Origin of the sequence: Microbacterium candidum (assembly GCF_030315975.1) — a bacterium.
GTDB lineage: Bacteria > Actinomycetota > Actinomycetes > Actinomycetales > Microbacteriaceae > Microbacterium > Microbacterium candidum.
In genome coordinates this window covers 107,261-132,543 of sequence record NZ_JASXSZ010000002.1, presented here as the reverse complement: position 1 = coordinate 132,543, position 25,283 = coordinate 107,261, and the positions used below count along the sequence as shown (strand labels likewise).

At 70.8% G+C, this 25,283-nt stretch carries 20 protein-coding genes; 13 read left to right on the top strand and 7 right to left on the bottom strand.

Translation table 11 applies throughout. From position 1 onward, the window contains the following. Positions 1–155: 155 nt before the first annotated feature. The 5 genes from QSV35_RS06980 (at position 156) to QSV35_RS06960 (ending at position 5,953) form a co-directional block, all read left to right on the top strand. Entirely contained in the window at positions 156–1,265 is a 1,110-nt protein-coding gene (locus QSV35_RS06980) for a GuaB3 family IMP dehydrogenase-related protein (protein ID WP_286288458.1), read from the top strand. Further along, a complete protein-coding gene (locus QSV35_RS06975) occupies positions 1,265–2,140 on the top strand; it encodes an SURF1 family protein (RefSeq protein WP_286287942.1) in 876 nt (291 codons plus the stop codon). The genes QSV35_RS06980 and QSV35_RS06975 overlap by 1 nt, the downstream gene beginning before the upstream one ends. Before the next feature lie 40 nt (positions 2,141–2,180). Continuing rightward, a complete protein-coding gene (locus QSV35_RS06970; RefSeq protein WP_286287941.1) occupies positions 2,181–2,723 on the top strand; it encodes a DUF3817 domain-containing protein in 543 nt (180 codons plus the stop codon). Beyond that, on the top strand, positions 2,720–4,306 hold the full coding sequence (gene guaA, locus QSV35_RS06965; protein ID WP_286287940.1) for a glutamine-hydrolyzing GMP synthase: 1,587 nt from the start codon (positions 2,720–2,722) through the stop codon (positions 4,304–4,306). Before QSV35_RS06970 ends, guaA begins: the two co-directional genes overlap by 4 nt. A 78-nt stretch (positions 4,307–4,384) precedes the next feature. Then, on the top strand, positions 4,385–5,953 hold the full coding sequence (locus tag QSV35_RS06960) for a glycosyltransferase (protein ID WP_286287939.1): 1,569 nt from the start codon (positions 4,385–4,387) through the stop codon (positions 5,951–5,953). Positions 5,954–6,004: 51 nt separating this feature from the next. On the opposite strand, the gene QSV35_RS06955 is transcribed toward QSV35_RS06960, so the two are convergent. After that, positions 6,005–6,706: a hypothetical protein gene (locus QSV35_RS06955; RefSeq protein ID WP_286287938.1), complete on the bottom strand. Its 702-nt coding sequence runs from the start codon at positions 6,704–6,706 to the stop codon at positions 6,005–6,007. Between the two features lie 208 nt (positions 6,707–6,914). On the opposite strand from QSV35_RS06955, the gene QSV35_RS06950 reads away from it, so the two are divergent. Continuing rightward, on the top strand, positions 6,915–8,126 hold the full coding sequence (locus QSV35_RS06950; RefSeq protein ID WP_286287937.1) for a sensor histidine kinase: 1,212 nt from the start codon (positions 6,915–6,917) through the stop codon (positions 8,124–8,126). After that, positions 8,123–8,812, top strand: a complete 690-nt coding sequence (locus QSV35_RS06945) for a response regulator (protein WP_286287936.1) — start codon at positions 8,123–8,125, stop codon at positions 8,810–8,812. Before QSV35_RS06950 ends, QSV35_RS06945 begins: the two co-directional genes overlap by 4 nt. Here QSV35_RS06945 and QSV35_RS06940 read toward each other — a convergent pair. Continuing rightward, on the bottom strand, positions 8,809–10,062 hold the full coding sequence (locus QSV35_RS06940; protein WP_286287935.1) for a DNA polymerase domain-containing protein: 1,254 nt from the start codon (positions 10,060–10,062) through the stop codon (positions 8,809–8,811). The genes QSV35_RS06945 and QSV35_RS06940 overlap by 4 nt on opposite strands. Before the next feature lie 321 nt (positions 10,063–10,383). Between QSV35_RS06940 and QSV35_RS06935 the strand changes: the two genes are divergently transcribed. Then, positions 10,384–10,998, top strand: a complete 615-nt coding sequence (locus QSV35_RS06935) for a ClpP family protease (protein ID WP_286287934.1) — start codon at positions 10,384–10,386, stop codon at positions 10,996–10,998. Beyond that, complete coding sequence (locus QSV35_RS06930) at positions 10,995–11,582, top strand: ClpP family protease (RefSeq protein WP_286287933.1); 588 nt, start codon at positions 10,995–10,997, stop codon at positions 11,580–11,582. The genes QSV35_RS06935 and QSV35_RS06930 overlap by 4 nt, the downstream gene beginning before the upstream one ends. Position 11,583: 1 nt before the next feature. Here the strand turns inward: QSV35_RS06930 and QSV35_RS06925 are convergent, their stop codons facing one another. Together QSV35_RS06925 and QSV35_RS06920 are read right to left on the bottom strand one after the other, a co-directional pair. Next, a complete protein-coding gene (locus QSV35_RS06925) occupies positions 11,584–11,952 on the bottom strand; it encodes a helix-turn-helix domain-containing protein (RefSeq protein WP_419956821.1) in 369 nt (122 codons plus the stop codon). A gap of 296 nt (positions 11,953–12,248) precedes the next feature. Further along, positions 12,249–14,822, bottom strand: a complete 2,574-nt coding sequence (locus tag QSV35_RS06920) for an ATP-binding protein (RefSeq protein ID WP_286287932.1) — start codon at positions 14,820–14,822, stop codon at positions 12,249–12,251. 81 nt (positions 14,823–14,903) lie between these two features. Here QSV35_RS06920 and QSV35_RS06915 point away from each other — a divergent pair, with 81 nt between their 5' ends. Continuing rightward, positions 14,904–15,821, top strand: a complete 918-nt coding sequence (locus QSV35_RS06915; RefSeq protein WP_286287931.1) for an arylamine N-acetyltransferase family protein — start codon at positions 14,904–14,906, stop codon at positions 15,819–15,821. 59 nt (positions 15,822–15,880) lie between these two features. On the opposite strand, the gene QSV35_RS06910 is transcribed toward QSV35_RS06915, so the two are convergent. From QSV35_RS06910 to QSV35_RS06900, 3 genes are all read right to left on the bottom strand, one after another. Then, entirely contained in the window at positions 15,881–16,132 is a 252-nt protein-coding gene (locus QSV35_RS06910; RefSeq protein ID WP_286287930.1) for a DUF4242 domain-containing protein, read from the bottom strand. Between the two features lie 190 nt (positions 16,133–16,322). Next, a complete protein-coding gene (locus tag QSV35_RS06905; protein WP_286287929.1) occupies positions 16,323–19,127 on the bottom strand; it encodes an alkaline phosphatase family protein in 2,805 nt (934 codons plus the stop codon). A 207-nt stretch (positions 19,128–19,334) separates the two neighbouring features. Continuing rightward, on the bottom strand, positions 19,335–20,219 hold the full coding sequence (locus tag QSV35_RS06900; RefSeq protein WP_286287928.1) for a Bax inhibitor-1/YccA family protein: 885 nt from the start codon (positions 20,217–20,219) through the stop codon (positions 19,335–19,337). Positions 20,220–20,341: 122 nt separating this feature from the next. Between QSV35_RS06900 and QSV35_RS06895 the strand changes: the two genes are divergently transcribed. From QSV35_RS06895 to QSV35_RS06885, 3 genes are all read left to right on the top strand, one after another. Then, on the top strand, positions 20,342–21,271 hold the full coding sequence (locus tag QSV35_RS06895) for a glycerophosphodiester phosphodiesterase family protein (RefSeq protein ID WP_286288454.1): 930 nt from the start codon (positions 20,342–20,344) through the stop codon (positions 21,269–21,271). A gap of 91 nt (positions 21,272–21,362) precedes the next feature. Continuing rightward, positions 21,363–24,395, top strand: coding sequence for a hypothetical protein (locus tag QSV35_RS06890; protein WP_286287927.1), 3,033 nt, complete (start codon positions 21,363–21,365; stop codon positions 24,393–24,395). Beyond that, the gene (locus tag QSV35_RS06885) at positions 24,392–25,279 is read left to right on the top strand and encodes a CHAD domain-containing protein (protein ID WP_286287926.1); all 888 of its coding nucleotides are present in this window, start codon (positions 24,392–24,394) and stop codon (positions 25,277–25,279) included. The genes QSV35_RS06890 and QSV35_RS06885 overlap by 4 nt, the downstream gene beginning before the upstream one ends. Positions 25,280–25,283: the final 4 nt, after the last annotated feature.

Sequence of the window (25,283 nt, the reverse complement as noted above, 5' to 3'; positions counted from 1 at the left end):
TCTCGGGCGCCAGAGCGCCCTTCGCTCAACGACCGGCGGGGCTCGGGGTTGCGCAGCCATCTGTCGGACGCTGAGCCGCGCGAGAGCGCCCTTCGCTCAACGACCGACGGGTCTCAGGGACGCATAAGGCCGGAGGGTAGGCTGAACCTGTGACCATGGAGCTCGAGCTCGGCCGCGGCAAGCGCGCGCGGCGGGCCTACACGTTCGACGACATCGCCGTCGTGCCCTCGCGGCGCACGCGCAACCCGGAGGACGTCTCGACGGCGTGGACCATCGACGCGTTCTCGTTCGACACCCCGGTGCTCGGCGCCCCCATGGACTCGGTCGTGAGCCCGCAGACGGCGATCATGCTCGGCCAGCTCGGCGCGCTCGGCGTCCTCGACCTCGAGGGCCTGTGGACCCGCTACGACGACCCGGAGCCCCTCCTCGCCGAGATCGCCGGCCTCGACGAGGTGGACGCCACCCGTCGGATGCAGGAGATCTACGCCGAGCCGATCAAGCCCGAGCTCGTCCGCGATCGCATCGCGGAGATCCGCGCCGCCGGGGTCACGGTCGCCGGTGCCCTCACCCCGCAGCGCACGCAGGAGCTGTACGAGACGGTCGTCTCGGCCGGCGTCGACCTGTTCGTCATCCGCGGCACCACCGTCTCCGCCGAGCACGTCTCCTCGGTCGCGGAGCCTCTGAACCTGAAGAAGTTCATCTATGACCTCGACGTCCCGGTGATCGTCGGCGGCGCGGCCACCTACACCGCCGCGCTGCACCTCATGCGCACAGGCGCGGCGGGCGTGCTCGTCGGGTTCGGCGGGGGCGCCGCATCCACCACCCGCGCGACCCTCGGTCTGCACGCGCCGATGGCGACCGCGGTCGCCGACGTCGCAGGCGCGCGTCGCGACTACCTCGACGAGTCGGGCGGGCGCTACGTGCACGTCATCGCCGACGGCGGCGTCGGCACGTCGGGCGACGTCGTGAAGGCCGTCGCCATGGGCGCGGACGCCGTCATGCTCGGCGTCGCGCTCGCGCGTGCGACGGATGCCCCGGGCCGTGGCTTCCACTGGGGAGCCGAGGCGCACCACCCGCACCTGCCGCGCGGCCGACGCGTCGCGGTCGACCAGGTCGGCTCGCTCGAGGAGATCCTGTACGGCCCGGCGCAGGTCGCCGACGGCACCGCGAACCTCGTCGGCGCGCTCAAGAAGTCCATGGCCACGACCGGGTACTCCGACCTGAAGGAGTTCCAGCGCGTCGAGGTCGTCGTCGCGCCGTACTGATGACAGAGCCTTCCGCGCCGGCCCCGCAGCAGCAGGTCTTCCCGCCGACCCTTCGCGAGGTCATGGTGCGTCCGCGCTGGATCGCGATGCTCCTGCTGTGCCTCGTCGTCGCCGGCGTGTTCGCGTGGCTCGGCCAGTGGCAGCTCGGTCGGGCGATCGACACCGCACCGGTCGCGCCCAGCACGACCGAGCACGTGGAGCCGATCGCCGACGTCGTGAAGCCGGGGGAGTACCTCGACGACCGACTCGTCGGGCAGAAGGTCGCGGTCTCGGGCTCGTGGGTTCCGGGCGACTTCATCGTGGTCTCCTCACGCTTCAACGACAACGTCGAGGGCTACTGGGTGACCGGTCAGCTGCGTGTCGCCGACACGGCGGCTCCGACCTCCATCGCGGTCGCGGTGGGGTGGACGCCGGATCGCGCGAAGGCGGATTCCGTCGCATCCGCGCTCAACGCCTCCGGCGGCACCGCGGACGTGACCGGGCGCCTCATCTCCGACGAGGGGCCCGTGACCCCGCCCGAGGCGCGGCCGTACGAGCTGACGACGATGTCGCCGGCCGCGCTTCTCGGCCGCTGGCACCACGTCAAGGGGCTGAACGTCTACCGGCCGTACCTGACGAGCGAGAAGCCCCTCGGCGGACTCGAGGCGATCTCGTCGCCGGCGCCGTCGGAGCACCAGGGCGTGAACTGGCTGAACCTCTTCTACGCGGCGGAGTGGGCGGTGTTCGCGGGCTTCGCGTTCTACCTCTGGTACCGCCTCGCGAAGGACGCGTGGGAGAAGGAGATCGAAGAGCTCGAGGAGGCCGCGGCAGCCGGCATCCCGAAGTCGGAGAATCCCACGGAATCCGGACCGGATGGCGGCGGAGACCCGAGTTAGCCCGGGATTCTCCGAAATCAGCGGCGGGTAGGATGTTGGTATGCCTCCCGCCCCCAAGATCGCCTCATTCCCGGCGATCCGCGGCGCGCTGAAGTTCTATCAGATCTGCTCGGTGATCACGGGTACGTTCCTGCTTCTGCTGTGCGCCGAGATGATCGTCAAGTACGCCCTCGGATACGAGCTGTTCCTCGGCGGATCCGGCGGTTTCCTGTACTTCGCGCCCGTCATCGAGGGCCCCCGCGGCACCGAGTCGTCGGGCGACGGACTCAACGTCTCGATGTCGATCCTGGTCGTCCACGGCTGGTTCTACGTCGTGTACCTCTTCTCGTGCTTCCGCGTGTGGAGCCTCATGCGGTGGCCGTTCCCGCGCTTCATCCTGCTGGCGCTCGGCGGTGTCGTGCCGTTCCTGTCCTTCATCATGGAGGCACGCGTCGCCCGCGACGTGAAGAAGTACCTCGCCGACCGCGAGGCGACAGAGGCAGCCGCCCCCTCGACAGGCTCGGGGGCCGATCAGGCCGCCTCGACGAACTCGGGGACCGATGAGGCCGGGGCGAGCTCCTCGGCGACCGAAGGAGTGCGATGACCGACCAGCCCGAGACCTCGCAGCGCCCTGTCCTCGTCGTCGACTTCGGCGCGCAGTACGCGCAGCTGATCGCGCGGCGCGTCCGCGAGGCCGGCGTCTACAGCGAGATCGTCCCGCACGAGGCGACCGCGGCAGACATCGCGGCGAAGAACCCGGTGGGGCTCATCCTCACCGGCGGCCCCTCGTCGGTCTACGAGGAAGGCGCTCCGCGCCTCGACCCGGAGGTCTTCGAGCTCGGCGTCCCGACCCTCGGCATCTGCTACGGCTTCCAGATCATGGCCCAGACCCTCGGCGGCCAGGTCGCCAACACCGGACTCCGCGAGTACGGCGCGACGGATGCCACGATCATCGACGACGGCGGCGTCATCCTCGCCGGCCAGCCCACCGAGCAGAACGTGTGGATGAGCCACGGCGACCAGGTCGCCCGCGCGCCCGAGGGCTTCACGGTCCACGCCCGGACGGGCGCGACCGAGGTCGCCGCGTTCAGCAACGACGAGAAGCGCCTGTACGGCGTGCAGTGGCACCCCGAGGTCAAGCACTCCGACTACGGCCAGCAGGTCATCGAGAACTTCCTGCACAAGGCCGCAGGGCTTCCCGCCGACTGGAACAGCGGCAACGTCATCGCGGAGCAGGTCGAGCGCATCCGTGAGCAGGTCGGCGACGCGCGCGTCATCTCTGCGCTCTCCGGCGGCGTCGATTCCGCCGTGTCCACGGCGCTCGTGCACAAGGCCATCGGCGACCAGCTCACCGCGGTCTTCGTCGACCACGGGCTCCTGCGCAAGGGCGAGCGCGAGCAGGTCGAGAAGGACTACGTCGCCTCGACGGGCGTGCGCCTGATCACGGTGGATGCCGCGGACACCTTCCTCGGCCACCTCGCCGGCGTCACCGACCCCGAGGAGAAGCGCAAGATCATCGGGCGCGAGTTCATCCGCGCGTTCGAGAAGGTGCAGCGCGACCTCGTCGAGGAGGCCAAGGCCGAAGGCGGCGCGCCGATCAAGTTCCTCGTGCAGGGCACCCTGTACCCGGACGTCGTCGAGTCCGGTGGCGGCACCGGCACCGCGAACATCAAGTCGCACCACAACGTCGGGGGCCTCCCCGACGACCTCGACTTCGACCTCATCGAGCCGCTGCGCACCCTCTTCAAGGACGAGGTCCGCGCGATCGGCCGCGAGCTCGGCATCCCCGAGGCGATCGTCGGACGCCAGCCGTTCCCCGGCCCGGGTCTCGGCATCCGCATCATCGGCGAGGTGACCCGCGAGCGTCTCGACATCCTGCGCGAAGCCGACGCGATCGCGCGGTTCGAGCTGTCCGCGGCCGGCCTGGATCAGGAGATCTGGCAGTGCCCGGTCGTGCTGCTCGCCGACGTCCGTTCGGTCGGCGTCCAGGGCGATGGCCGCACGTACGGCCACCCGATCGTGCTGCGTCCGGTCTCGTCGGAGGACGCGATGACCGCCGACTGGACGCGCCTGCCCTACGACGTGCTCTCCAAGATCTCGAACCGCATCACCAACGAGGTGAGCGAGGTCAACCGGGTCGTGCTCGACGTCACGTCGAAGCCCCCGGGGACCATCGAGTGGGAGTGAACCGAATGGATGCCGCGGCCGCGAGGCCGCGGCATCCGTCGTCTGCGGTCGGAGAGCGCGGTGGGGGAGGATGGACCGGTGAGCGCTGATCTGCCCGATGCCGCATACGTCTCGCTGTCGAGCCGGCTGATCCCGGGTCTCGATGGCGGGTTCACCGTCGCGACGCTCGCGCGGGCGCGGCTGCTCGAGGATGCGGGCGCTGGGGCAGTGGCGCTGCTGACGCTCGACCCGGGCACGCCCGAGGCGCACGCCGAACAGCGGGCGGAGTTCGTGCGGCGGGGGGATGCGGCATCCACGGATCGCTTCCGGAATCTCTTCGACGAGGCCCTCGCCGACCCCTCGTGGCTGCGATCCGCGGCGGTCGAGGGAGCGCCGACACCGGGCGTCGAGTACCGGTCGATCGGCGATGTCGTGTCCATCCCGGTGATCCCCGGCAACCCGGATTGGCACCTCACGGAGGCTGCGGTCGTCGTCCACGGTGCGGGCGTGCTGGTCGGGTTCCGTGGGCTGTATCGCGCCTGGTTGGAGCACATCGTGGCCGGGCTCCGCGCGGATGCCCCGGAGCGGATCGTCGTGGTCGTGTGCGAGTCGCGGCAGCTCGGCGAGCTCATCGCCGACTGGGACGACCCCGGTGTGCGGATCATCCACACGATCCACAACTCGCACCTCGAGCCGCCGTACGACGATCCGGATGGCCCCATCGGAGAGCTGTGGCGCCGCTGGTTCGAGGTCGCCGGGTCGTTCGACGCCGTGCTGTGGCCGACGGCGGCGCAGCGTGCGGACGTCTCCGCCCGCTTCGGGCCCCACGACACGTACGTCGTGGTGCCGAACGCCGTCGAGCCCGTTCCCGATCGCCGATCGCTCCCCGAGCCTGATCCGGTCCCCGGGCCCGATCCGGTCCGCGAGCCCGATGCGGTCCCCGGGCCCGATCCGGTCCGCGAGCCCGATGCGGTCCCCGGGCCCGATCCGGTCCGCGAGCCCGATCCGGTCCCCGAGCCCGATCCGGTCCCCGAGCTCGGTCCGGTCCCCGAGCCTGTCGAGGGGTCGCACTCGCCGCCGCACATTCCCGGCGACGCGTCGACGGCCTCAGCCACCGGAAATCACCACGTCGTCATGCTCAATCGCCTGGCCGCGCAGAAGCGCGTCGACCACGCCATCCGCGCCTGGGTCGACGTGGTCGCAGATCTCCCCGGCGCGCACCTCGACGTCTACGGCGACGGCCCGCTCCGCGCGACGCTGCAGGACCTCATCGACGAGCTCGGCCTGGCCGACGAGGTCACGCTCCACGGTCATGTCGACGATCGGGATGCGGCCTTTGCCGGCGCCGCGCTGTTCCTCGCCTCGCCCGCCTACGAAGGGCAGGGCCTGTCGACGGCGGAGGCACTGGCCCGCGGCATCCCGGTCGTGTCCTACGACGTCCGATACGGACCGCGCGAGACGATCCGGGATGCGGGTGCCCTGGTGCCGTCCGGCGACATCGACGCCCTCGCCGCCGCGGTGATCCTGCTTCTGCGTGACGACGAGCAGCGGGCCGCGCTGGCGGCCCGTGCCCGCGACGCCGCAGCCGTGCTCGAGCCGGACGTGGTGCGCGACCTGCTCGCGCAGGCGATCGCCGACGCGGTGGCCCGGCCGTCGCATCGAGGCTGACGACAGCAGAAGGCCCGGCGACCTGCGTCGCCGGGCCGGGACTTGCACACGTCAGCCGCGCGCGATGCGCACCCGTCCGAGCACGCGCAGACCGCCGACGACGAGCACGGCGAGCATCGGCAGCGTGCCGAGCGCCGGGAGGATCGGCATCGAGTACGGCAGGAACAGCAGCCCGAGCTGGCCGACGATGACGGCGGGGATCGTCCACCAGCCGACGACGCCGGCCCGGACGAGGCCGATCGCCGAGAGGACGAGCCCGACGGCGATGAGCGGCGCCATGCCGAACGACAGCTGCATCATCGGGTGCGCGAAGACCGCCGCGCTGACCGGAGCGGCATCCGCGGCGCCGAGCGCTCGGCCGAGCTCGAGATGCATCCAGTCCGCGAACAGAGCACCGGAGTTGCCCAGCAGGGCGAGCGAGGCGAGGAACGCGCCGATGACCGCCGGGATCGCGCCGCGCCGGTCCCGCACGAGCCACGGCAGCGCCAGCACGCCGAGGCCCATCAGCAGGTTGCCGTAGTGCAGCAGCAGCGCCGAGATCTGCGTCAGCATGGGGTCGCGCATGAGCGAGTCGATGTAGCTCGCCTTGTCCTCCCCGAGCTGGACGGGGGAGGTGGCGAGGCCGGCGAAGAAGAGCGCAGGGCCGGCGAGCAGGGCGACGCCGCCGGCGACGGCGAGAGCGCGGGCGGTCGGACGCAGAGCCGTCGACGACGGGGCCGGGGCGCTTTCGAGCTGGGCGGATTCGGTGGACATGCGAGCTCCTTCGAGTCGGGTCGGTGAGTCGCCTCGGATGGCGACGGGACAACGGTAGGAATCGAGCGCCCTCGTCCGAACCCTCCCTGCGGCCCGACCGGCCGACCCGGTGGGCGACAGCGGCGCCGCACGTGTCATCCCTTCGGATGACATGGCCGCCGGGAGGCATCCCCTACCGTGGAGTCCATCGCGCGCGGGAGGAGGGGACGTGAAACGCAGCGAATGGATGCCGCCGGTCATCGCCGCAGCCGGCTTCCTCGTCATCGGCGGACTCGAGATCGTGCTCGATCCGGGATTCCGATCGGCTCCGGGCGCCCCGATGCTCGTCCTCGCTCTCGTGGTGGTCGGAACCCTCGTCGCCGCGGTCGCGCCGATCACCGGCAGCACGATCGTGGCGGCGCTGTTCCCGGTCGCGACGGCTCTCGGGCTGGACGGCCCGACGGGCGTCGGCGTCCTCGCGTACTTCCTGCTGCCCGGGTGGGCCGGCTACCGCCGGGATGTGCGCCGCTCGTGGATCGCGCCGCTGGCCGCGCAGGTGATGGCGACGCTCGGAGTGGCGATCGGGGCAGCGGTGGAGGCGGCCGCGCGAGCTGCGACAGCGGTGGGGCCGAACGCAGCGACGATCGTTCCGCCGGACCTCGGCGCCGCGGTGTGGGAGAACCTGTTCTTCTCGTCGCTCGCGTGGGCGTCGTGGGCGGTGGGTGTCGTGGCCAGGAGCGCGCGGAATCGGGCAGTGCGCGCCGAACGCCTCGCAGCGGCGCTGGATGCGGAGCGCGAGGCGCGCGAGCAGGCTGTCCTCGCCGAGGAGCGCCAGCGGATCGCCCGCGACCTCCACGATTCCGTCGCGCACTCCGTGAGCGTCATGACTCTGCAAGTCGGAGCCGTGCGGTCGACGCTGCCCGCGGATGCGCCGCAGCTCGACATGCTGCTCGGGATCGAGCGGCTCGGCCGCGAGTCGGTCGCAGAACTGCGCAGTGCCGTCGGCATCCTCCGCCGTACGGCCGATGACGGCGCCACATCGCGTCCGCCGTCGCTCGACAGAGCCGAGGAGCTCCTCGACGAGGTGCGGGCGGCCGGCCTCGACGTCGTCATGCGCTCGGAGGGCGAGCCGGTGCCGCTGGCACGCACCGTCGACGTGTCGGCCTACCGCGTCCTGCAGGAGTCACTGACGAACGTGCTGCGGCACGCGCCCGGCGCGACGGCCGAGGTCCGGATCGGCTGGTCGCCCTCCGGGGTCGAGGTCGAGGTGCGCAACGGTCCGGCTCGCGCGGCGTCGGGGCTGGATCCGAGTGCCGCGGGTCACGGCCTCGTCGGGATGCGCGAGCGGGTGTCGCTGGTCGGCGGCGCCTTCGAGGCGGGCCCGACGCCGGACGGTGGCTGGCGCGTCCTGGCTGTCCTGCCGAGCGGAGGCGGCGCATGACCGAACGGGTGATCCGGATCGGCCTGGCCGACGACGAGGCGATGATCCGCGCGGGGCTGCGGATGCTGCTCGAGCACCAGCCCGACCTCGAGGTCGTCGGCGAGGCGGCGGACGGCATCGACGCCGTCGCGATGGTCCGTCGTACTCGGCCGGACATCGTGCTGCTCGACATCCGGATGCCGCGCCAGGACGGCATCGCCGCCGCACAGGCGATCGTCGCCGACACCGAGACGAAGGTCGTGCTGCTGACGACGTTCGACGACGACGAGACCCTCGCGCGGGCGCTGCGCGTCGGGGTCAGCGGGTTCCTCCTCAAGGTCGCCCCGCCCGAGCAGCTGCTGGCGGCCGTGCGCGGTGTGGCCGACGGCAACGCCCTGCTCGACCCCGCCGTCACAGTGCGGGTGATCGAGTCGTTCGCGCGCGCACCGCGGCCGGACGCTCGGCTCGCGGCGCTCGCCGCATCCCTCACCGACCGGGAACGCGACGTACTGCGCGAAGTCGCGGCGGGGTGCTCCAACGCGGAGATCGCGGCGCACCTCTATCTCGGGGAGACCACGGTCAAGACGTACCTCTCCCGCGCGCTCGCGAAGCTGAGCCTCCGCGACCGGGTCCAGGCCGTGGTGTTCGCGTTCGAGAGCGGGCTCGTGACTGTCGGCGGGGCGGACCCGGGCGCGGTGCCTCGCTAGTCGCCGTCCTCCCGGCCGGGCCACGTGCGGCCGGCCCACGGGTCGTAGTCGGCGATCAGCTCCTCCTGCGCGGGTCGCTCGTCCTCGGGAACGTGCTGCAGGTTGATGCGCACGCGGTACCAGAGCGAACTCGAGCCGCGCATGCCGTCGACGAGCACATCGGCGGGCTGCAGCAGCTCGGCGGTCGCCGCGTGCGACGCCTTCCACGTCTCGAGCGCGTCGAGCGCCTCGGGCTTCGTCTTCGTGCGAGCGACCTCGATGAGCGGCATCGTCGAGACGCGTCGTCCCGAGCCGTCGCCGGCACGCGGCGGCTTCTCCGCGGGGCCGAGCTCCTTCGCCAGGGCCAGAAGCGCATCGAGGGAACCGGCATCCCGATCGATCCCGGCGTGCGGGTCGCCGATCTCCGCGAACCGTTCCCGGACGGTCGTGAGGGTGAATTCCTCCGGCCGCCGCATCCGCACCTCGTCCCACGCGAGAGGCGTGGACACGCGCGCATCCTGGAGCGGTCGGATCGAGTACGCGGATGCGACGGTCCGGTCCTTCGCGTTCTGGTTGAAGTCGACGAACACGCTCTCGCCGCGCTCCTCCTTCCACCAGCGGGCGGTGGCGAGCCCGGGTGCGCGGTTCTCGACCTCGCGCGCGAGCGTCTCGGCCGCGAGGCGCACCGCCTTGAAGTCCCACTCGGGGCGGATGCGGACGAGGATGTGCATCCCGCGCGATCCGCTCGTCTTCGGCCAGCCGACGAGGCCGTGGTCGTCGAGCACCTCGCGCGCGACGAAGGCCGTGTCGACGATCTGCGACCAATCGACGCCCGGCATCGGGTCGAGGTCGACGCGCAGCTCGTCCGGATGCTCGAGGTCGTCGGCCCTGACGGCGTGCGGGTTGAGGTCGAGGCATCCGAGGTTCGCGACCCAGGCGAGGCCCGCGGCATCCGTCACCACCGCCTCCTCGGCCGAGCGGCCGGAGGCGTAGTTCAGCACTGCGGTGCCGATGAAGTCGGGGTGGTCGCCGACGCGCTTCTGGAAGAACGGCTCCGCGTCGATGCCCTTGACGAAGCGCTTGAGCACCATCGGCCGTCCGCCGGCGCCGCGCAGCGCCCCTTCGGCGACGGCGACGTAGTACTCGACGATGTCGAGCTTCGTGATGCCGGCGCCATCCGGCCCCGCGTGCGGGAAGACGACCTTGTCGGGGTGCGACACGCGCACCTCGCGGCCGTCGATGTCGAGGAACGTCTCGGCTCGCCCTGCCATGAGGGTCAGGCTACTCGGGGTCGTCGACCCATTCGCCGCATCCTCGTCTCGGCCGTGTCCCAGAAGGTGCGGGATGTAGCGGCCTCAGCTCACTTCTTGTGGGACATGCTCCGCGGGGGCCGACTGGATTGACGCTGCCGCCTGCGGGGCGTCTCGGAACGTGTGGGATGCGGCGGCCTCAGCTCGCACGTTCTGGGACATGCTTGAACGGCTGCCCCGATCTGGGTCTCTGTCGATCTGCCTGAAGCGGATCCTCGCCGGGCGGATCCGCGCGCGGACGAACCCGACCCGCACCGCCGCGGGCCGGGCGACAGTGGGTCCATGGCAGAAGAAATGAAGATCCCCGTGTTCGGCGGGGAGGCGCGGCGCGAGCTGTACCAGCAGCGCGTGCTCGTCCTGGACGGGGTGCTGGATGACGACAACGGCACCCTCCTCGCGACGCAGATGCTCGGCCTCGCGGCAGAGGATACGGCATCCGACATCGCCCTCTGGATCCACTCGCCGGGCGGATCCGTCCCATCGATGCTCGCGATCCGCGACATCATGCGCCTCATCCCCAACGACGTCGCGACGCTCGCGCTCGGACTCGCGTGCAGCGCCGGGCAGTTCCTCCTCTCCGCCGGCACTCCGGGCAAACGGCGAGCGCTGCCGCACGCGCGGATCCTGATGCACCAGGGTTCGGCGGGGATCGGCGGCACCGTCGTCGATGTCGAGGTGCAGGCCGACGACCTGCGCTACACGCGCGACACCGTGCTGCGACTCGTCTCCGAGGACACCGGCCAGCCGATCGAGCGCATCTTCGAGGACTCGCTGCACGACCGCTGGTACACGGCATCCGAGGCCCTCGACTACGGGTTCATCGATGCGATCGTGTCCGACTTCGGCGAGGTCTCGCCGCAGCGCAAGCGCCCGGCCGGGCTGGGAGTGGCGGCATGAGCACCTACTCGATCCCCAACGTCATCGCCCGCGATCCGCGCGGCGACCGCATCATGGACGTGTACTCGCACCTGCTCTCCGAGCGGGTCGTCTATCTCGGCACCGCGATCGACGCAGGCGTCGCGAACGCGCTCATCGCGCAGCTGCTGCATCTCGATGCGGACAGCCCTGACCGTGACATCCAGCTCTACATCAACTGCGAGGGCGGCGACGAGGCGGCGATGCTCGCCGTGTACGACACGATGCAGCACGTGCGCCCGGATGTCGCGACCACGTGCATCGGACAGGCCGTCGGCGTCGGGGCTGTCATGCTCGCCGCCGGCGCGGCCGGGAAGCGCGCCGTGCTGCCGCACGCCCGGGTGGTCCTGCATCAGCCGGCGGGCCAGGGGCGCGGGGCGATCCCGGATCTCATCCTCCAGGCCGACGAACTCGTACGGGTGCGTGCGGAGGTCGAGGAGCTGCTGGCCAGGCACACGGGTCAGGATGCGGCGCGCCTGCGTGCCGACACCGACCGGGACCGCGTGTTCACGGCGACGGACGCCGTGGCCTACGGACTCGTCGACCGCGTGCTCGAGAGGGCGTGAGTCACACCGCTCGGAGCATCGCGGCCGGCGGGGAGACCCGCTCGGTCACCGAGCGGGTGAGATCTCCGAGGGTCAGCTCGAGCGCTCCGGCGACCGCGGCGATCATCTCGCTCGACGGGTCCTTGAGACCGCGTTCCATCTCCGACAGGTACTGCGGCGACACGCCCGATCGCCGGGCGGTGTCGGCGAGGCGTTCGCCGCGGTCATGCCGGGCAGTGCGCAGCACATCGCCGACGGCCACCCGCCACAGCGGCTCCACCGCGGGCAGAGTCGGAGAGGGATGCGGTGTCGCCGGCGCGGGGGCGGTGCGGGCCGGTGCCGTGCGTACCGGCGCAGACTCGCGGACGGGGAACGGGATGATCTCGGCCATGTCGTCACGATAGGCCGGGGATGCGACATCCGTCTGTCCGTTCCGCTCACGGCGGAACGTGTGTCGCGCCGGTCGTTGAGCGAGGGAGGGACGACCGAGTCGAAACGCGGTGAGCTCCCTCTCGTGAGCCTCTGCGTTTCGTCTCGCTTCGCTCGCTCGACGACCGGGGGGTTGCTGCGTTTCGTCTCGCTTCGCTCGCTCAACGACCACGAGGGATGCGTCTCTCGTGCGGGTCGTTGAGCGAGGGAGGAACGACCGAGTCGAAACGCGGTGAGCTCCCTGCGGAACGTCTGAGCTCAGGATGCGGCGAGCGCGCCGCCCGGCGCCCGGGCGGCGGCGACCGCCCGGGCGCGCGTCGGCTCGCCGAGCTTGCGCAGCACAGCGGAGACATGATGCTCGACGGTGCGCGGCGACACGACCAGCTGGTCGGCGATCTGCGCCGTGGACAGGCCCTCGCCGAGCAGACGGAGCACGTCGAGCTCGCGATCGGTGAGCAGGCCCGGGTGCGCGCGGGTCGCCGCATGCGGGCGGCGGGGGAGCGGCAGTCCGCGCTCGTGGCGGGTGCGGAGGACCGCCGTGACCACAGCGGATGCGCCCAGCGCGTCGAAGGTGCGGACAGCCTCCGCGGCCGTCGCCGCATCGGAGGAGAACGCGCGCGCATACGCGGCCCACACGGCGCTCCCCAGTCCGTCCCACGCGGACGCCGCGGCATCCGACGAGCCCGCGATCATGAGCGCGAACGGCTCCGCCATCGGAGCGTCGGGTGCGGGGATGCCGGCGAGCATCCGCCACCACGCGAGCTCTCCTGTCATCCACGGATCGTCGTGTGCGAGGGCGAGCTCGAGCGCCACGTCGGTGGCGGAGGCTACGACATCCAGGTCCCCGCGCAGCCACGCGTCCTCCGCCAGGGCACACGCCACCGGCCCCACCCGCTGCAGCTCGCGCGTCGTCGCCGCGAGCGCGGCGGCGCTCTCGAGCTGCGCGCGAGGGTCCTCACCGCGCCGGGACCGGATGCTCGCCGCCGCTGCCGCCGCCGGGATCGCCGAGATCGGCGCGGTGTCGGGGTGGTCGAGCACGGCAGCCGCGTCGGCGAGCGCATCGTCGAACCGACCGATGTCGGCGAGCACCTGGCAGCGCCCGGATCGCATATACCGCGCCCACGAGTCGAGGTCGCGCTCGTTGCAGTATGCGATCCCGGCATCCAGCCGGGCGAGCGCCACCGCGCAGCGGTGCTGCTCCATCGTGAGCCATCCGAGGTTCGTGTACGCGCGGGCGACGTGTTCGTGCATGTCGGCGGACAGCGCGAGGTCGAGACTCCGGGTGAGGAGCGCCTCGCCCTCGGGCACCCGGCCCGCGCCCATCGCCGCTGTGCCGAGGTTGTTGAGGGCGTGCACCTCGATCTCGACGTCGCCGAGCTCCCGTGCGAGCCGCAGCGCCTGCTCGCCCCAGCGCTCGGCCTCCGGTGAGTCCTTGGCGAGCATCCGCAGCTGGGCGAGGTTGCTGTACGCCATGGCCAGCCGGGAGTCGCGCGCGAGCGGCTCGAGTGTCGCGATCGCGCGTGCCGCGTACCGCTCCGCATCCGCACCCCGCCCGAGGAACCAGGACAGGCGAGACAGCCATCGCTCGTCGTCGCCGACGCTCGATGCGTCCCCGGCGACCTCGTGCAGCTCGAGGGCGCGCTGGCGCGCCGCGATCGCCTCGGGCAGCTGGTCGGTCAGGTAGCACTCGTATGACAGGGCGACGGAGACCGCCGCGCGGGCAGTGGGATCGAGCTCGTGGCGCAAGGCCATGCGATCGTGCTCGGCCGACTCGCGGTGGGCGCCGAGGCGGGCCGCCTGCTCGGCGGCCCGCGCTGCATGCCACGCGGCTGCCGCATCGTCTCCGCAGCCCGCGGCGTGGTGGGCGAGGGTGCGGTGGTCGTCGGGTGTGCGCTCCGCGAGGGCGCTGAGCGCGCGGCGGTGCAGCTCCCTGCGCTGCGAGGCCGAGAGGCTTCCTTCGACGGCCTCGCGGGCGAGGATGTGCCGGAACCCGAAGCCATCGCGCTCCGCGACGAGCACTCCGGCGTCCGCACACTGGTCGACGGCGGCAACATCCCGCCCGGCCACCGTGGCGAGGAGCGCTGGATCCGCAGGCGCGCCGAGCACCGCCCCGACCACCGCGGCGGCCGCGGCCGCATCCTGACCCGCCACGTCCAGAGCCGAGACCCGCGCGAGGATCGCGTCGCTCACGGTCGCCGGCAGCGACTCGCTGTCGCTGGCGAGCACCTCGGTCACGAAGAACGCGTTTCCGCGGGTGCGTGCGTGCAGCAGCACGGGGTCGACGTCCGTATGCGCGGCCAGGGCGGCCACCCCGTCGATCGAGAGGGGCGGCACCTGCATCCGGGTCGTCTCCGGGACCGCCGCCAGATCGCCCAGCAGCCGGGTGAGCGGATGCCGCGCCCCCACCTCGTCGTCCCGATAGGTGGCGACGATGAGCGCGGGAACCCCGTCGAGCCGTCGGCCGAGATACCGCAGCGCGTCGAGCGTCGCCTCGTCCGCCCAGTGCAGGTCCTCGAGGATCAGGAGGCTCGGCGTCTCCTGCAGCGCATCCCGGATGCGACGGAACAGACGGATGCGGTCCCCCTCCGCCGTGTCGATCGTCGGCAGCGCTTCGCTGAACGGCGCGAGGGCGCCCGCCGTCGTGACGTTGTCGGCACGCCCGACGCGGACGGGCATGCGGTCGCGGACCGCGTCCGCGAGGGCCCGGACGAGCGCGGTCTTCCCGACGCCGGCCTCGCCGCCGAGGAAGACGAGCCTGCCGCGGCCAATGCGCGCGGCGTCGTCTGTCTCAGCGACGAGGTCCCCCAGGAGCCGTTCGCGCTCGACGAGCATGCGATCATCATCGTCGCGCGCGCGGCGCAGTGCTAGAGCGTGCGGGTCGCCGATCTTCGGAGGCCCTAGACTTTCGAGGCCATGATCTCGGAGACGTCCAGCCGCCCCGCGTGGGTCGCGCCCTATCTGACGAAGCTCGACGTCGATGCCCCGGAGTCCCTCGGGCCGCCGACACTCGACACCCTGCGCCGACTGCACCGGGCGCACGTCGAGCGCATCGCCTTCGAGAACATCGACATCCAGCTCGGACGTCCTCAGGGCATCGGCCCGGAGGAATCCATCGACCGCATCCTCGCGGGCCGAGGCGGCTACTGCTTCAACCTGAACAACGCCTTCGCCTCGCTGCTGACCGCCCTCGGGTACGACGTCACGCTCCACCGCGGACAGATCAACGGCAGCGCCGAGCGCGCGAAGGCGTCCCCCGACCAGTACGGCACCCACATGGCGCTCACCGTCGTGATCGACGGTGAGCGGTGGTCCATCGACGTCGGCCTGGCCAACTCGCACTACGAGCCGATCCCGCTGCGGGAGGGCGTCTACGTCCAGGGGCCGTTCACCTACCGGCTGCAGGCGCTGCCGGAGGTCGGGCCGGACGCGTGGCGGTTCCTGACGGATCCGGTGCAGACGACCTTCCACAGCATGGACTTCACGCTTGCACCGGCCGTCTGGGAGGACTTCATCGGGTATCACGCCGAACTCTCGACCTCGCCGCAGTCCGGGTTCGTCCAGACCTGCGAGCTCTTCCGCCGCGATGCGCTCGGTACGGACTTCATCCTCAACGACGAGCTGACCCGCGACGACGCGGGCGGGCGCTCGACACGGGTCGTCACGTCCGCCGAGGAGTGGTTCGCGATCGCGGAGGATGTCTTCCGGCTGGACCTGTCGGACATCGGAGACGCCGAGCGCGCGGCGTTGTTCGACCGCCTGCAACGCGCCGAGGAGGCATGGCGCGCCGCACAGGCCGCGCGGCAGGCGGCGGACGACTCTTCGACGTCCTAGCCCCCTATCGGACTGTTGAACGCCCGATCAGGGCCATCGGAACAGGTTCGGCGACGTACTCAGGCGCCTTCGCTCACGAGATGGATCTCGTCCGCGACGAGTCCGTGGGCCTCGCGATGCACCGTGATCGCCGCCTCGGAGTCGGGCGCGTCGACGAGGCAGAAGATCTTGCCGCCGCCCTCGTCGACCCAGTAGCGCAGGTAGTGGACGTCGTAGGCATCCTGGTGCGCGAGGTCGGCGGCGTGGGCGGCGGCGACGTCTGCCGCGGTGACGGGGCCGTCGAGCGAGTGCACGTCCATGAAGAGAGGCATGTCGGGTTCCTTTCGTCGGAGCGGCCTTCCTGCCGCACCTTCGATTCCAGTCCGAACCGCCGCCCGGCACATGGGGCGAACCACCCATATTCGGAAGAAGATGCACGGATGCCCGGGGCTCGTGGCCCCGGGCATCCGCATCCGATTCGCGCGTCAGTGCACCAGCATCAGCGCATCGGCGGCCGGCGGATCAGCCGTCCGCGTCGGTCGGGCCGCCCGCGGACGGCGTGACCTGCTGCGGCTGGAGGATCTTGCCGTCGCCCGGGTAGGGCGTGGTCCAGTTGTGGGTCTGGTACCAGGTCCAGCGGTTCATGAGTGCGGGGTTCGCCTCGTCGGGGATCGCGCCGTTTCCGGTGAGGGACTGCCCCTGCGCCCACTTCTCCCACTTGGCGGCGACCTCCTTCTCATTGGCGGGCACGGATGCGGCGGCCGCCGCATCCGCGTTCACCTTCGCCGCTGCGGCTCCCGTCTGACCGAGCGTGTCCAGACCGCACGAGGGTGCCGTCACGACGCCCTCAGTGAGCGGGACCTGGTTCGAGACCGCGGTGTAGGGCGTGTTGTCGGCCTTCTTGGAGAACGCGTCGAACATGGGCGTCGCCGCCGCGACCTTCTCGTTGAGCGGCTGCGCGCCGAGGATCTGCTCGATCGTGCGGACCGCCGAGATCTGCGAGTAATACGTCGACACCGTCTTGCCGTGCTGCGCCCACGGGCTGATGACCTGCACCGGCGAGCGGTGGCCGTCGACGTGGTCGGCGCCGTCCTGGCTGTCGTCCTCGAGCACGAAGATCGCCGAGCTGTCCCAGTACTTCGAGTGCGAGATCTCGTCGACGATCTTGCCGACGGCGAGGTCGTTGTCGGCGACCTGGGCCTCCGGGTCGGCGGTGCCACCGGTGTGGTCGCTCGAGAGCCACATCATGTTCAGCGACGACGGGCCGTTCTTCTCGAAGTCCTGCTTCCACGTCGCGTACCGGTAGATGTCCGGGATCGCGGTGTCGAACTTCGGGTAGTCGTGGTTCGTGATCGCGTTGAGCGACGGGATCGGCGACTCGGTGTCCTGCTTGATCGTCGGATCCGTCAGCTGAGCGGGGTCACCCCCGGCCATGACGCTCTTCGTCGTGCAGTAGTAGTTCTGCCACGACGCCGTCGACGGCTTCGTCTCGAACTGCGTGAACTCGCCGAAGTTTCGCGCCGTGCCGCCGGCCTGCTGGACGGCGGTCCAGAGGAATCCGGAGCGCTGGTGGCCGAGCACGTCGTCCTCGGTGTCGTACGAGCGGGTGTACTCGCCGGCGCTCGACTCGGTGTACGCGGGGTTGTCGCCCTGCATGAGCCAGTTGTGGCCCTCCGCCGAGTTCGTGCCGATGTCGTACGTGTTGTCGTACAGGCCGAACTGCGCGGCGAGCGCGTGCTGGTTGGGGGTCACCTTCGCGCCGAACTGCGCGAGGGACGCGTCGCCGTTGCCCTGCGGCATGTCACCGTAGACCTGGTCGTACGTGCGGTTCTCCTTGACGAGCAGGAACACGTGCTTGATCGTCGACGGGTCGCCGATGCGGGCCGGCACCGGCACCGCGGCGGCCTTCTGGCCGTTCGCCTGCTCCACCGAGTTGTCGGTCCACCCGTTCTGGGCGAACACCGTCGCGGTGTACTTCGCGATGTCCTTGTCGCTCGGCAGTGAGAAGCGCGTGAGCGAGCCGGTGGTGGAGTGCGTGCCGTGACCGGTGGCCGAGACGGTGCCCGGCCCCTTGTTGAACGTCAGTTCCGGTCCGCGCGCGTCGATGCCGCGCATGTTCGTGACGACGATGCTGCCGTTCACGTTCGCGATCGCCTGGGGGTAGTAGTCCGTCGGGAGGAGCCCGATGAGGCTCGCGGGGGAGCGAGGGTCCTTGTCGACGGCGTACGCCGCGACCGCGTTCGCGCGGCCGAGCGTGACGAGCAGGTGCCCGTCGGCGACGGTGATGCCGGTCGGCTCGTAACCGACGGTCGACTTCGTCCACGGCTGCGTGCTGATCGTCTGCACGACGTCGTTGGAAGCCGTGTCGATCACCGACACCGTGTCGCTGTTGGTGTTCGCGACGTACAGCGTCGTGCCCTCGAGGTGCATGGCGGTCGGGTGGAGTCCGACGTCGATGGAGGAGACGGCGGCCGCCGCGTCGGTCGTGTCGATGACGCTGACGGTGCCGGTCGTCGTGGTGCCGAGCGTGCCGTCGGCCGGCACCTGGGTGCCGTACGAGTTCATCGTCGTCTCACCGGCGTTGGGCAGGCGCCCGCCCTCGTTGCTCACGTAGAGGCGGTTGCCGACGAACTGCAGGCTGCGGGGGGCGATCCCGACGTTCCACGTGTGCGTGATCGTGCCTGCGACGGGGTCGATGGCCACCACGGTGTTCTGGCCGTTGACCGCCGCGTACAGCGTCGCGCCGTCGGGGGAGTAGGCCGTCTTGCCCGTGAGCGCCTGCTTGCCGCCGACGGTCGGGATCGTCACCTTGACGCCCGCGCCGAGCGTGCCGTCCGGGTTCACGGGGAAGCGGGTGAGGCCGGTCGCCTCCGGCAGCCAGAGGAATTTGCCGTCCGGCGAGAAGGTCGGACCCTCCTGGCCGACGGTGCCGTCGGAGAGCTTCTGGTTCGCACCGGATGCGGTGCCGACGGTCCAGATCAGCCTGTAAGACTGCAGGTCGAAGATCTGCAGGGCGATCGACTTGTCGGCGCTCGTCGCCGCGAGGAATCGCCCGTCGGGGCTGACGGTCGAGCCCATCAGCTTGCCGTTCTTGCTCACGAGCCGATCGCCGACCGGCTTGATGATCTGATCGGCCGAGACCTGCAGGCCCTCGTTGTACTGCGTCCCCACCAGGTTGGTGCCGAAGCCGATGGTGGATGCGGTGGCGATGCCGCCTCCGACGACCGCGATCGCGCAGCCCGCGGCGACGCTGATGAACAGCCCCCGCCGGGTCAGGCGCCGCTTGCGCCGCGGCTCTTCACCGGTGCGCTGACGTGTCTCGTCCATGTGTCCCTCCCAATTCGTGACCAGTCGGGTGCGGATCCACGCTGGGTGAATCGCCCCGACGGGCACGTTAGGGAGCGCAGGAGACGATGCGCGCTCGCGGTTCGGAACGCCCGATGAACGTCCCATGAGGGTCATCTCATATGAGATTCCCCTGAAACGGCGAAGGCCGCCCGATGTCTCGGGCGGCCTTCACTGCGTGCGGAAGTGCTAGTTCCTGGCGATCGCGAGGATGCGGAGGATCTCGACGTACAGCCAGACGACGGTGACCATGATGCCGAAGCCGCCGAGCCAGCCGTACTGGCGCGGGGCGCCGTTGCGGACACCCTGCTGGATCATGTCGAAGTCGAGCACCAGCGAGTAGGCCGCCATGATGACGACGACGACGCCGATGAGCACGCCGAGCGGGATGCCGAGGATCTTCGCGTGCGACAGCATGCCGAACGCCACGCCCGGGCCGAAGACGCCGGTCCAGGAGAGGATCACGTTGATGAGCGAGAAGACCAGGTAGCCGATCATCGCGATCATCCAGATCTTCGTCGCGCGCTTCGACGCGCGGACCTTGCCGCTCGCGAAGAGGGCCAGCGTGACGCCGACGACCGAGAGGGTCGCCAGGGTCGCCTGCATGACGATGCCGGGGTAGAGGTACTCGAAGAACGCCGAGATCGAGCCGACGAACAGGCCCTCGAGCGCCGCGTACCCGAAGATCATCGCCGGGCGCACCTTCTTCGAGAAGGTGATCGCCATCGCGAGCCCGAAGCCGCCGAGCGCTCCGATGATCCACGGCAGGGCGGTGGGCTGCGGGTTGGTCGCGGTGACGGGGGCCATCGACCAGACCCAGCCGACGGCTGCGGTGACGACGAGGACGGCGAAGAGGCCGACGGTCTTCCAGACCGTGTCCTCGACCGTCATGCGGCCCGTATCGATGGAGCCGGCCGACGGCGCGGCGTACGCGCCCTCGAGCTGCGCCTGCGTCGCGGCATCCACCGGGGCTGCAGGCGGTGTGTAGGCGGTCTGGCCGACCGGCTGACCGTTGAGGGTCGTGCGCGGGTCCTGGAAGGCCGGGTTGTTGAAGGCGGGGTTCGCCGTGGGCATCCTCTTCACACTCCTGGTGTCGGGCAGCATCTGCTGTCACTCCACGATATCCCGTGGATGCACCGCTGTACCGGGATATCGCTGAGAGAGATATCGGAAACACATAGCCTTACGTGGTGACCATGGTGATCGGCCATCGCGGAGCGCCCGGATACCTCCCCGAGCACACGCGCGCCGCGTACGCGCTCGCGTTCGCGATGGGGGTGGATGCCGTGGAGCCCGACGTCGTCGTGTCCCGCGACGGCGTGCTCGTCGTGCGGCACGAGAACGAGATCTCCGGCACCACCGACGTCGCCGATCGCCCCGAGTTCGCCGACCGCCGGACGACGAAGACCATCGACGGGGAACGTGTGACGGGATGGTTCGCCGAGGACTTGGACTGGGCCGAGCTCGCAACCCTGCGGGCGCGGGAGCGCCTGCCCGAACTGCGTCCGGCGAGCGCCGCGCACGACGGCGAAGAGCCGATCCTGCGCCTGCGTGACGTGCTCGACCTCGCCGCCGGGGCGGGGCGCGGTGTCGTGGTGGAGATCAAGCACGCGACGTTCTTCGCCTCCATCGGCTGGGATATCGCCGAACTCGTCGCCGACGAGTTGCGATCCTCCGGGTTCGACGGGCCGCTGTGGATCGAGTCGTTCGAGGCATCCGTCCTCGATCGGGTGCGGGCGCGCGGCATCCCCGCTTCCTACGTGTATCTGCTGGAGGCATCCGGCGCTCCCGTCGACGACCCCTCGACGCCCTACGCCGAGGTCATGACCGCGGCGGGGATCGACGCGCTCGTCGGACGCGTGGACGGGATCAGCGTCGACAAGGCGGTGCTGCTGCGGCCGCATCCGTCGGTCGTGGCCGATGCGCACGCGCGGGGGCTCCAGGTGTTCACGTGGACGTGCCGGCCGGAGAACCGGTTCCTCGAGCGCCGCTTCCGGCTGCCCGGCGCTGCCGCGGCCCTCGGCGACTACCGCAGCGAGTGGGGCGTCATCCGGTCGCTCGGAGTGGATGCCGTGTTCGTCGACCATCCCGACCTCGGCGTCGCGTTCTTCAGTCCCCAGAACTGATGCCCCGGTGGATCTGCCCGCGATGACATTGATGCTCTGATCGTTATGCATCCGGCACTGACGCCTGTGTGAGCACATTTAGGATCAGGGGATGACGACGGCACGACGACGAGGAATCGTCGCTGCCGTCACCATGATCGTGCTGCTGGCGCTCGGCGCCGGGGTAGCCCTCGGAGTCGGCGATGCGCTCGGCATCAGCGCCGAGAAGTCGGCCCAGATGCAGCCCGCGGCCCCGGTCGCGGCGCACGCGGCGGCGCCCGTCGCCCCGCCGGAGATCACTCTCGACGCGCCGAGCACCGTCCGGATCGGGGTGGCGGCCGACGAGCTGCACACCGCGGTGGCCGACGCGCCGAAAAGAGAGGGCGCGGCGACGGTCTCCGTCGACGCGGCACCCGCGGGAACGGACGACGCCTATGTGCTCGAGGGGGATGCCTCGGCGCTGCGCGTCCACGCCGGCTCCGAGGCGGGCGCGGTCCGTGCGATCTACGACCTCGCCGCCCAGGTGCGGGCCGCGGGGCCGATCACGGGTCTGATCGGCGCGCACGCGGCGTCGCGGCTCCCGCTGCGGATGACCGACCTCGGGGCGGTCGGCGTGAAGGCGGACCCCGCCGAATGGGCGTCCGGCACCGATTACTCGCACGCGTCGAAGGCGTTCGCGGACGTGTTCCTCCCGCGCGCTCCGTACATCGACAAGACCGCGCTCGCGGCCGCGTATGCCGACTTCGACACGTTCCTGCGGCACTCCCTCGCGAACGGCTACAACGCGATCGCGTTCCCCGGCTTCGCGGAGTTCATGACCTTCGACGACGTCCCGAACGGCCCCGTGTACGCGCCCGGGGACGAGCACCGCTCCCGCGCCATCGCGATGCGCGAGGCGTTCGCGCCGTTCTGGGCGCGCGCACACGAGCTCGGCGTCAAGGTCTATCTCCGCACCGACATGCCCGCGCTCACCGGCCCGCTCGAGAGCTTCCTGACGAACCGATTCGGCCCGCTCGACACCGAGAACCCCAAGCTGTGGGACGTCTACACCGCAGGTCTCCAGGAGCTCTACCGCGCGACTCCCGATCTCGACGGCGTGCTCATCCGCATCGGCGAAGCCGGCACCGTGTACGACGTGCCCGGATGGGACTACTACTCGGCGCTCGACGTGACCACGGTGAAGTCCGTGCGCGCGATGCTGACGGCGTTCACGGCGCAGGCCGAGGCATCCCATCGCGAGGTGATCTTCCGCACGTGGTCGGTCGGCGTCGGCGCAGTCGGCGACATGCACACGAATCCGGCGTCCTACGCCGCGGTGCTGAACGGCATCGACTCGCCCGCGCTCATCGTGTCGACGAAGTACACGCTCGGCGACTTCTACTCGTGGCTGCCGCTGAACACGACGCTCGAGCACGGCTCGCAGCGCCGGATCATCGAGTTCCAGAGCCGACGGGAGTTCGAGAACTACGGCGCCTTCCCGAACGACCTCGGCACGCAGTACCAGTGGGCGATGAAGCAGCTGCTGGCCGCGAATCCGAAGATCGAGGGCGTCTGGACGTGGACGCAGGACGGCGGACCGTGGCGCGCGGGCCCCATGACGCTGTATCTGAAGGCGGGGTTCTGGCAGCTGTACGAGCTGAACTCGCAGCTCACCGCATCCCTCGCCCGCGATCCGGACACGGATGTCGCAGCCGTCACCGAGGCGTGGGCGCGGGAGTGGTTCTCCGACGACCCGAAGACGGTGGATGCGATCACCCAGGCGATGACCCGGTCGCGCGACGCCATCGAGCACGGCATGTACATCGCGCCGTTCGCGAAGCAGCACGTCGCCGCCATCGGCCTCGAGCCGCCGCCCATGATGTGGATCTTCGAGTGGGACATCCTCACCGGCGATTCCGCGGTGCTGGACGTCCTCTACTCGATCGTGCGCGACAGCGGCACGGGTGGCGCGAGCGGCGTCGAGCCCGCGATCGCGGACGGGCGCACGGCGATCGCCGACGTCGAGCAGATGCGCGCGCTCGTGACGGCGACGCCCGCGTCCACGTGGCGCTCGCCCGAGATGCGCACGGCGTTCGTCTCGACCCTCGACTACGAGCTCGACACCCTGAAGCTGCTGGACTCGTACCGCGCGATGATCCTGCACCAGGGGCAGTGGCACGACACCATGTCACCGGCCGCCTACTCCGCGTGGGAGACGGATCGCGCCCGATTCGAGCAGCTCGCGTCGGCTCATCTCACCAAGTACGACGGCGATGTCGACCACCCTGCGCTCAATCTGACGGCCGCGCAGCTGGGGGTCCAGCGCGCCGACCGCGACGAAGCGATGGCGTGGATCGCCCGTGGGCTCCTCGTGCTCGCCGTCGCGTGGGTCGTCATCGGGATCCTGGCATCCCGCACTCGTCTGGTCGCGAGGCCCGGCGCCGCGGCGACGCGTGCCTCGTGGATCGCCTCGACGAGACCGTGGCGGGCACGCGAGTCGACCCTCGGAATGCTGGAACTCGACCGATGGCTGCTGCTGACCGTGCCGGTGGCCCTTCTCGTCGCGACGCGTGCCGTGCAGACATCGTTCCTGTCCTGGACGCACCTCGCCCTCATCATCGGCGCGTGGGCGATCTTCGCCGTCGTGCTGCGGCTGTTCGTGTGGCACCGCTCGCCGTGGCCGGTCATCGCCGCCGTCGGAGGAGTCGTGATCCTCCGGTGCATCGTGACGCTCTTCGCCCTGTCGTTCACGGGACCGGGCGGCTACTGGTTCGCGTTCTGGACGGACCCTGTGCTCCGCACCATCTACATCACGGTTGCGTTCGCCCTCTTCGTCTGGGTGTTCGTCGCCGGCGGCTGGGCGCTCGTCGCGCAGATCGGCGCGCGCCGCGCGACCGGGGCCGTCCTCGCCGCCGTCGGCGCCGGCCTCTTCATCCCCGCGGTCGTCATCGGCGCGATCGGGCTCGAGACCGCGCTCACCGCCTGGAACGACGAGATGGGGCTCCTGCCGTGGGGACTCTCGCGGATCCTCGGCATCACGACCTACCTCGGGATCCCCGATGCCACGCCGTGGGCGGCGGCCGGGTTCGGTGCGGTGCTCCTCGCCGTCGGCGTTCTGCTGGCGCTGCCGTGGCGAGGCAGGAGCGCGCGTAGGGTCGTCATGTGACGGAGGCATCCATCGGGGGGATCCTGCCTTCCCTCCTGGAGCACGCGGGCGCCGACGTGCTCGCGACGGAGAAGGCCGCGCTGACGGACGAACCGGACGGCGTGCACGAGCACCGGGTCTCCGTGCGTCGGCTGCGCGCCGTCCTGGCGGGCTTCGCAGCCGAGGTCGACACTCGGGGGGCGAAGCACCTCCGCGTCGTGTTCGGAGAGTGGGGCCGCGAGCTCGGCGTCGTCCGCGATATCGAGGTGAGGATCGGTCTTGCCGAGGACCTGCTGGAGCGAGCGGAGGTGGATGACCCCGAGGTCGTCCGGCGCCTCGTCGGGGACGAGCGCAGCGCCTACCGAACCGCGCACGAGCGCCTGGCAGAGCTCGGACGCGAACCGCGAGCGCGGGCACGCGGAGAGCTGCTGGCTGCGTTCCTCGAGGACCCGGGGATCGTCCGGCCCGATGCGCTCGCGGGCGAGATCCTGATCGGTGTCCTGGAGAAGCAGGCGAGGCGCGCCCGGAAGGCCGCCCGCCACCTCGACGGCACGACATCCGCCTTCCATGCGCTGCGCAAGTCCGGCCGCCGCCTCCGCTACGTCGCCGAGGCGATCGCGCCGTATGTCGACGAGGTCTCGGTCGATGCCGGCCTCTCCGTCGACGTCGTCGACGATCTCGCGCACGCAGGCGACCTGCTCCACGATGCACTCGGCGACCACCGCGACGCGGTGCTCTTCGCCGAGCACGTCGCACGCCAAGGCGTGCTCGCGTCCCGTGCCGGCGAGAACGTGGGGCCGTTCGAGCGCATCGAGGCCCTCGCCCTGGAGGATGCATCCGCGCACCTGGACGCCCTGCCGGAGGCGCTGAAGCAGCTGCGGCGCGCCGCCTCCCGACTCGGCTGACGCG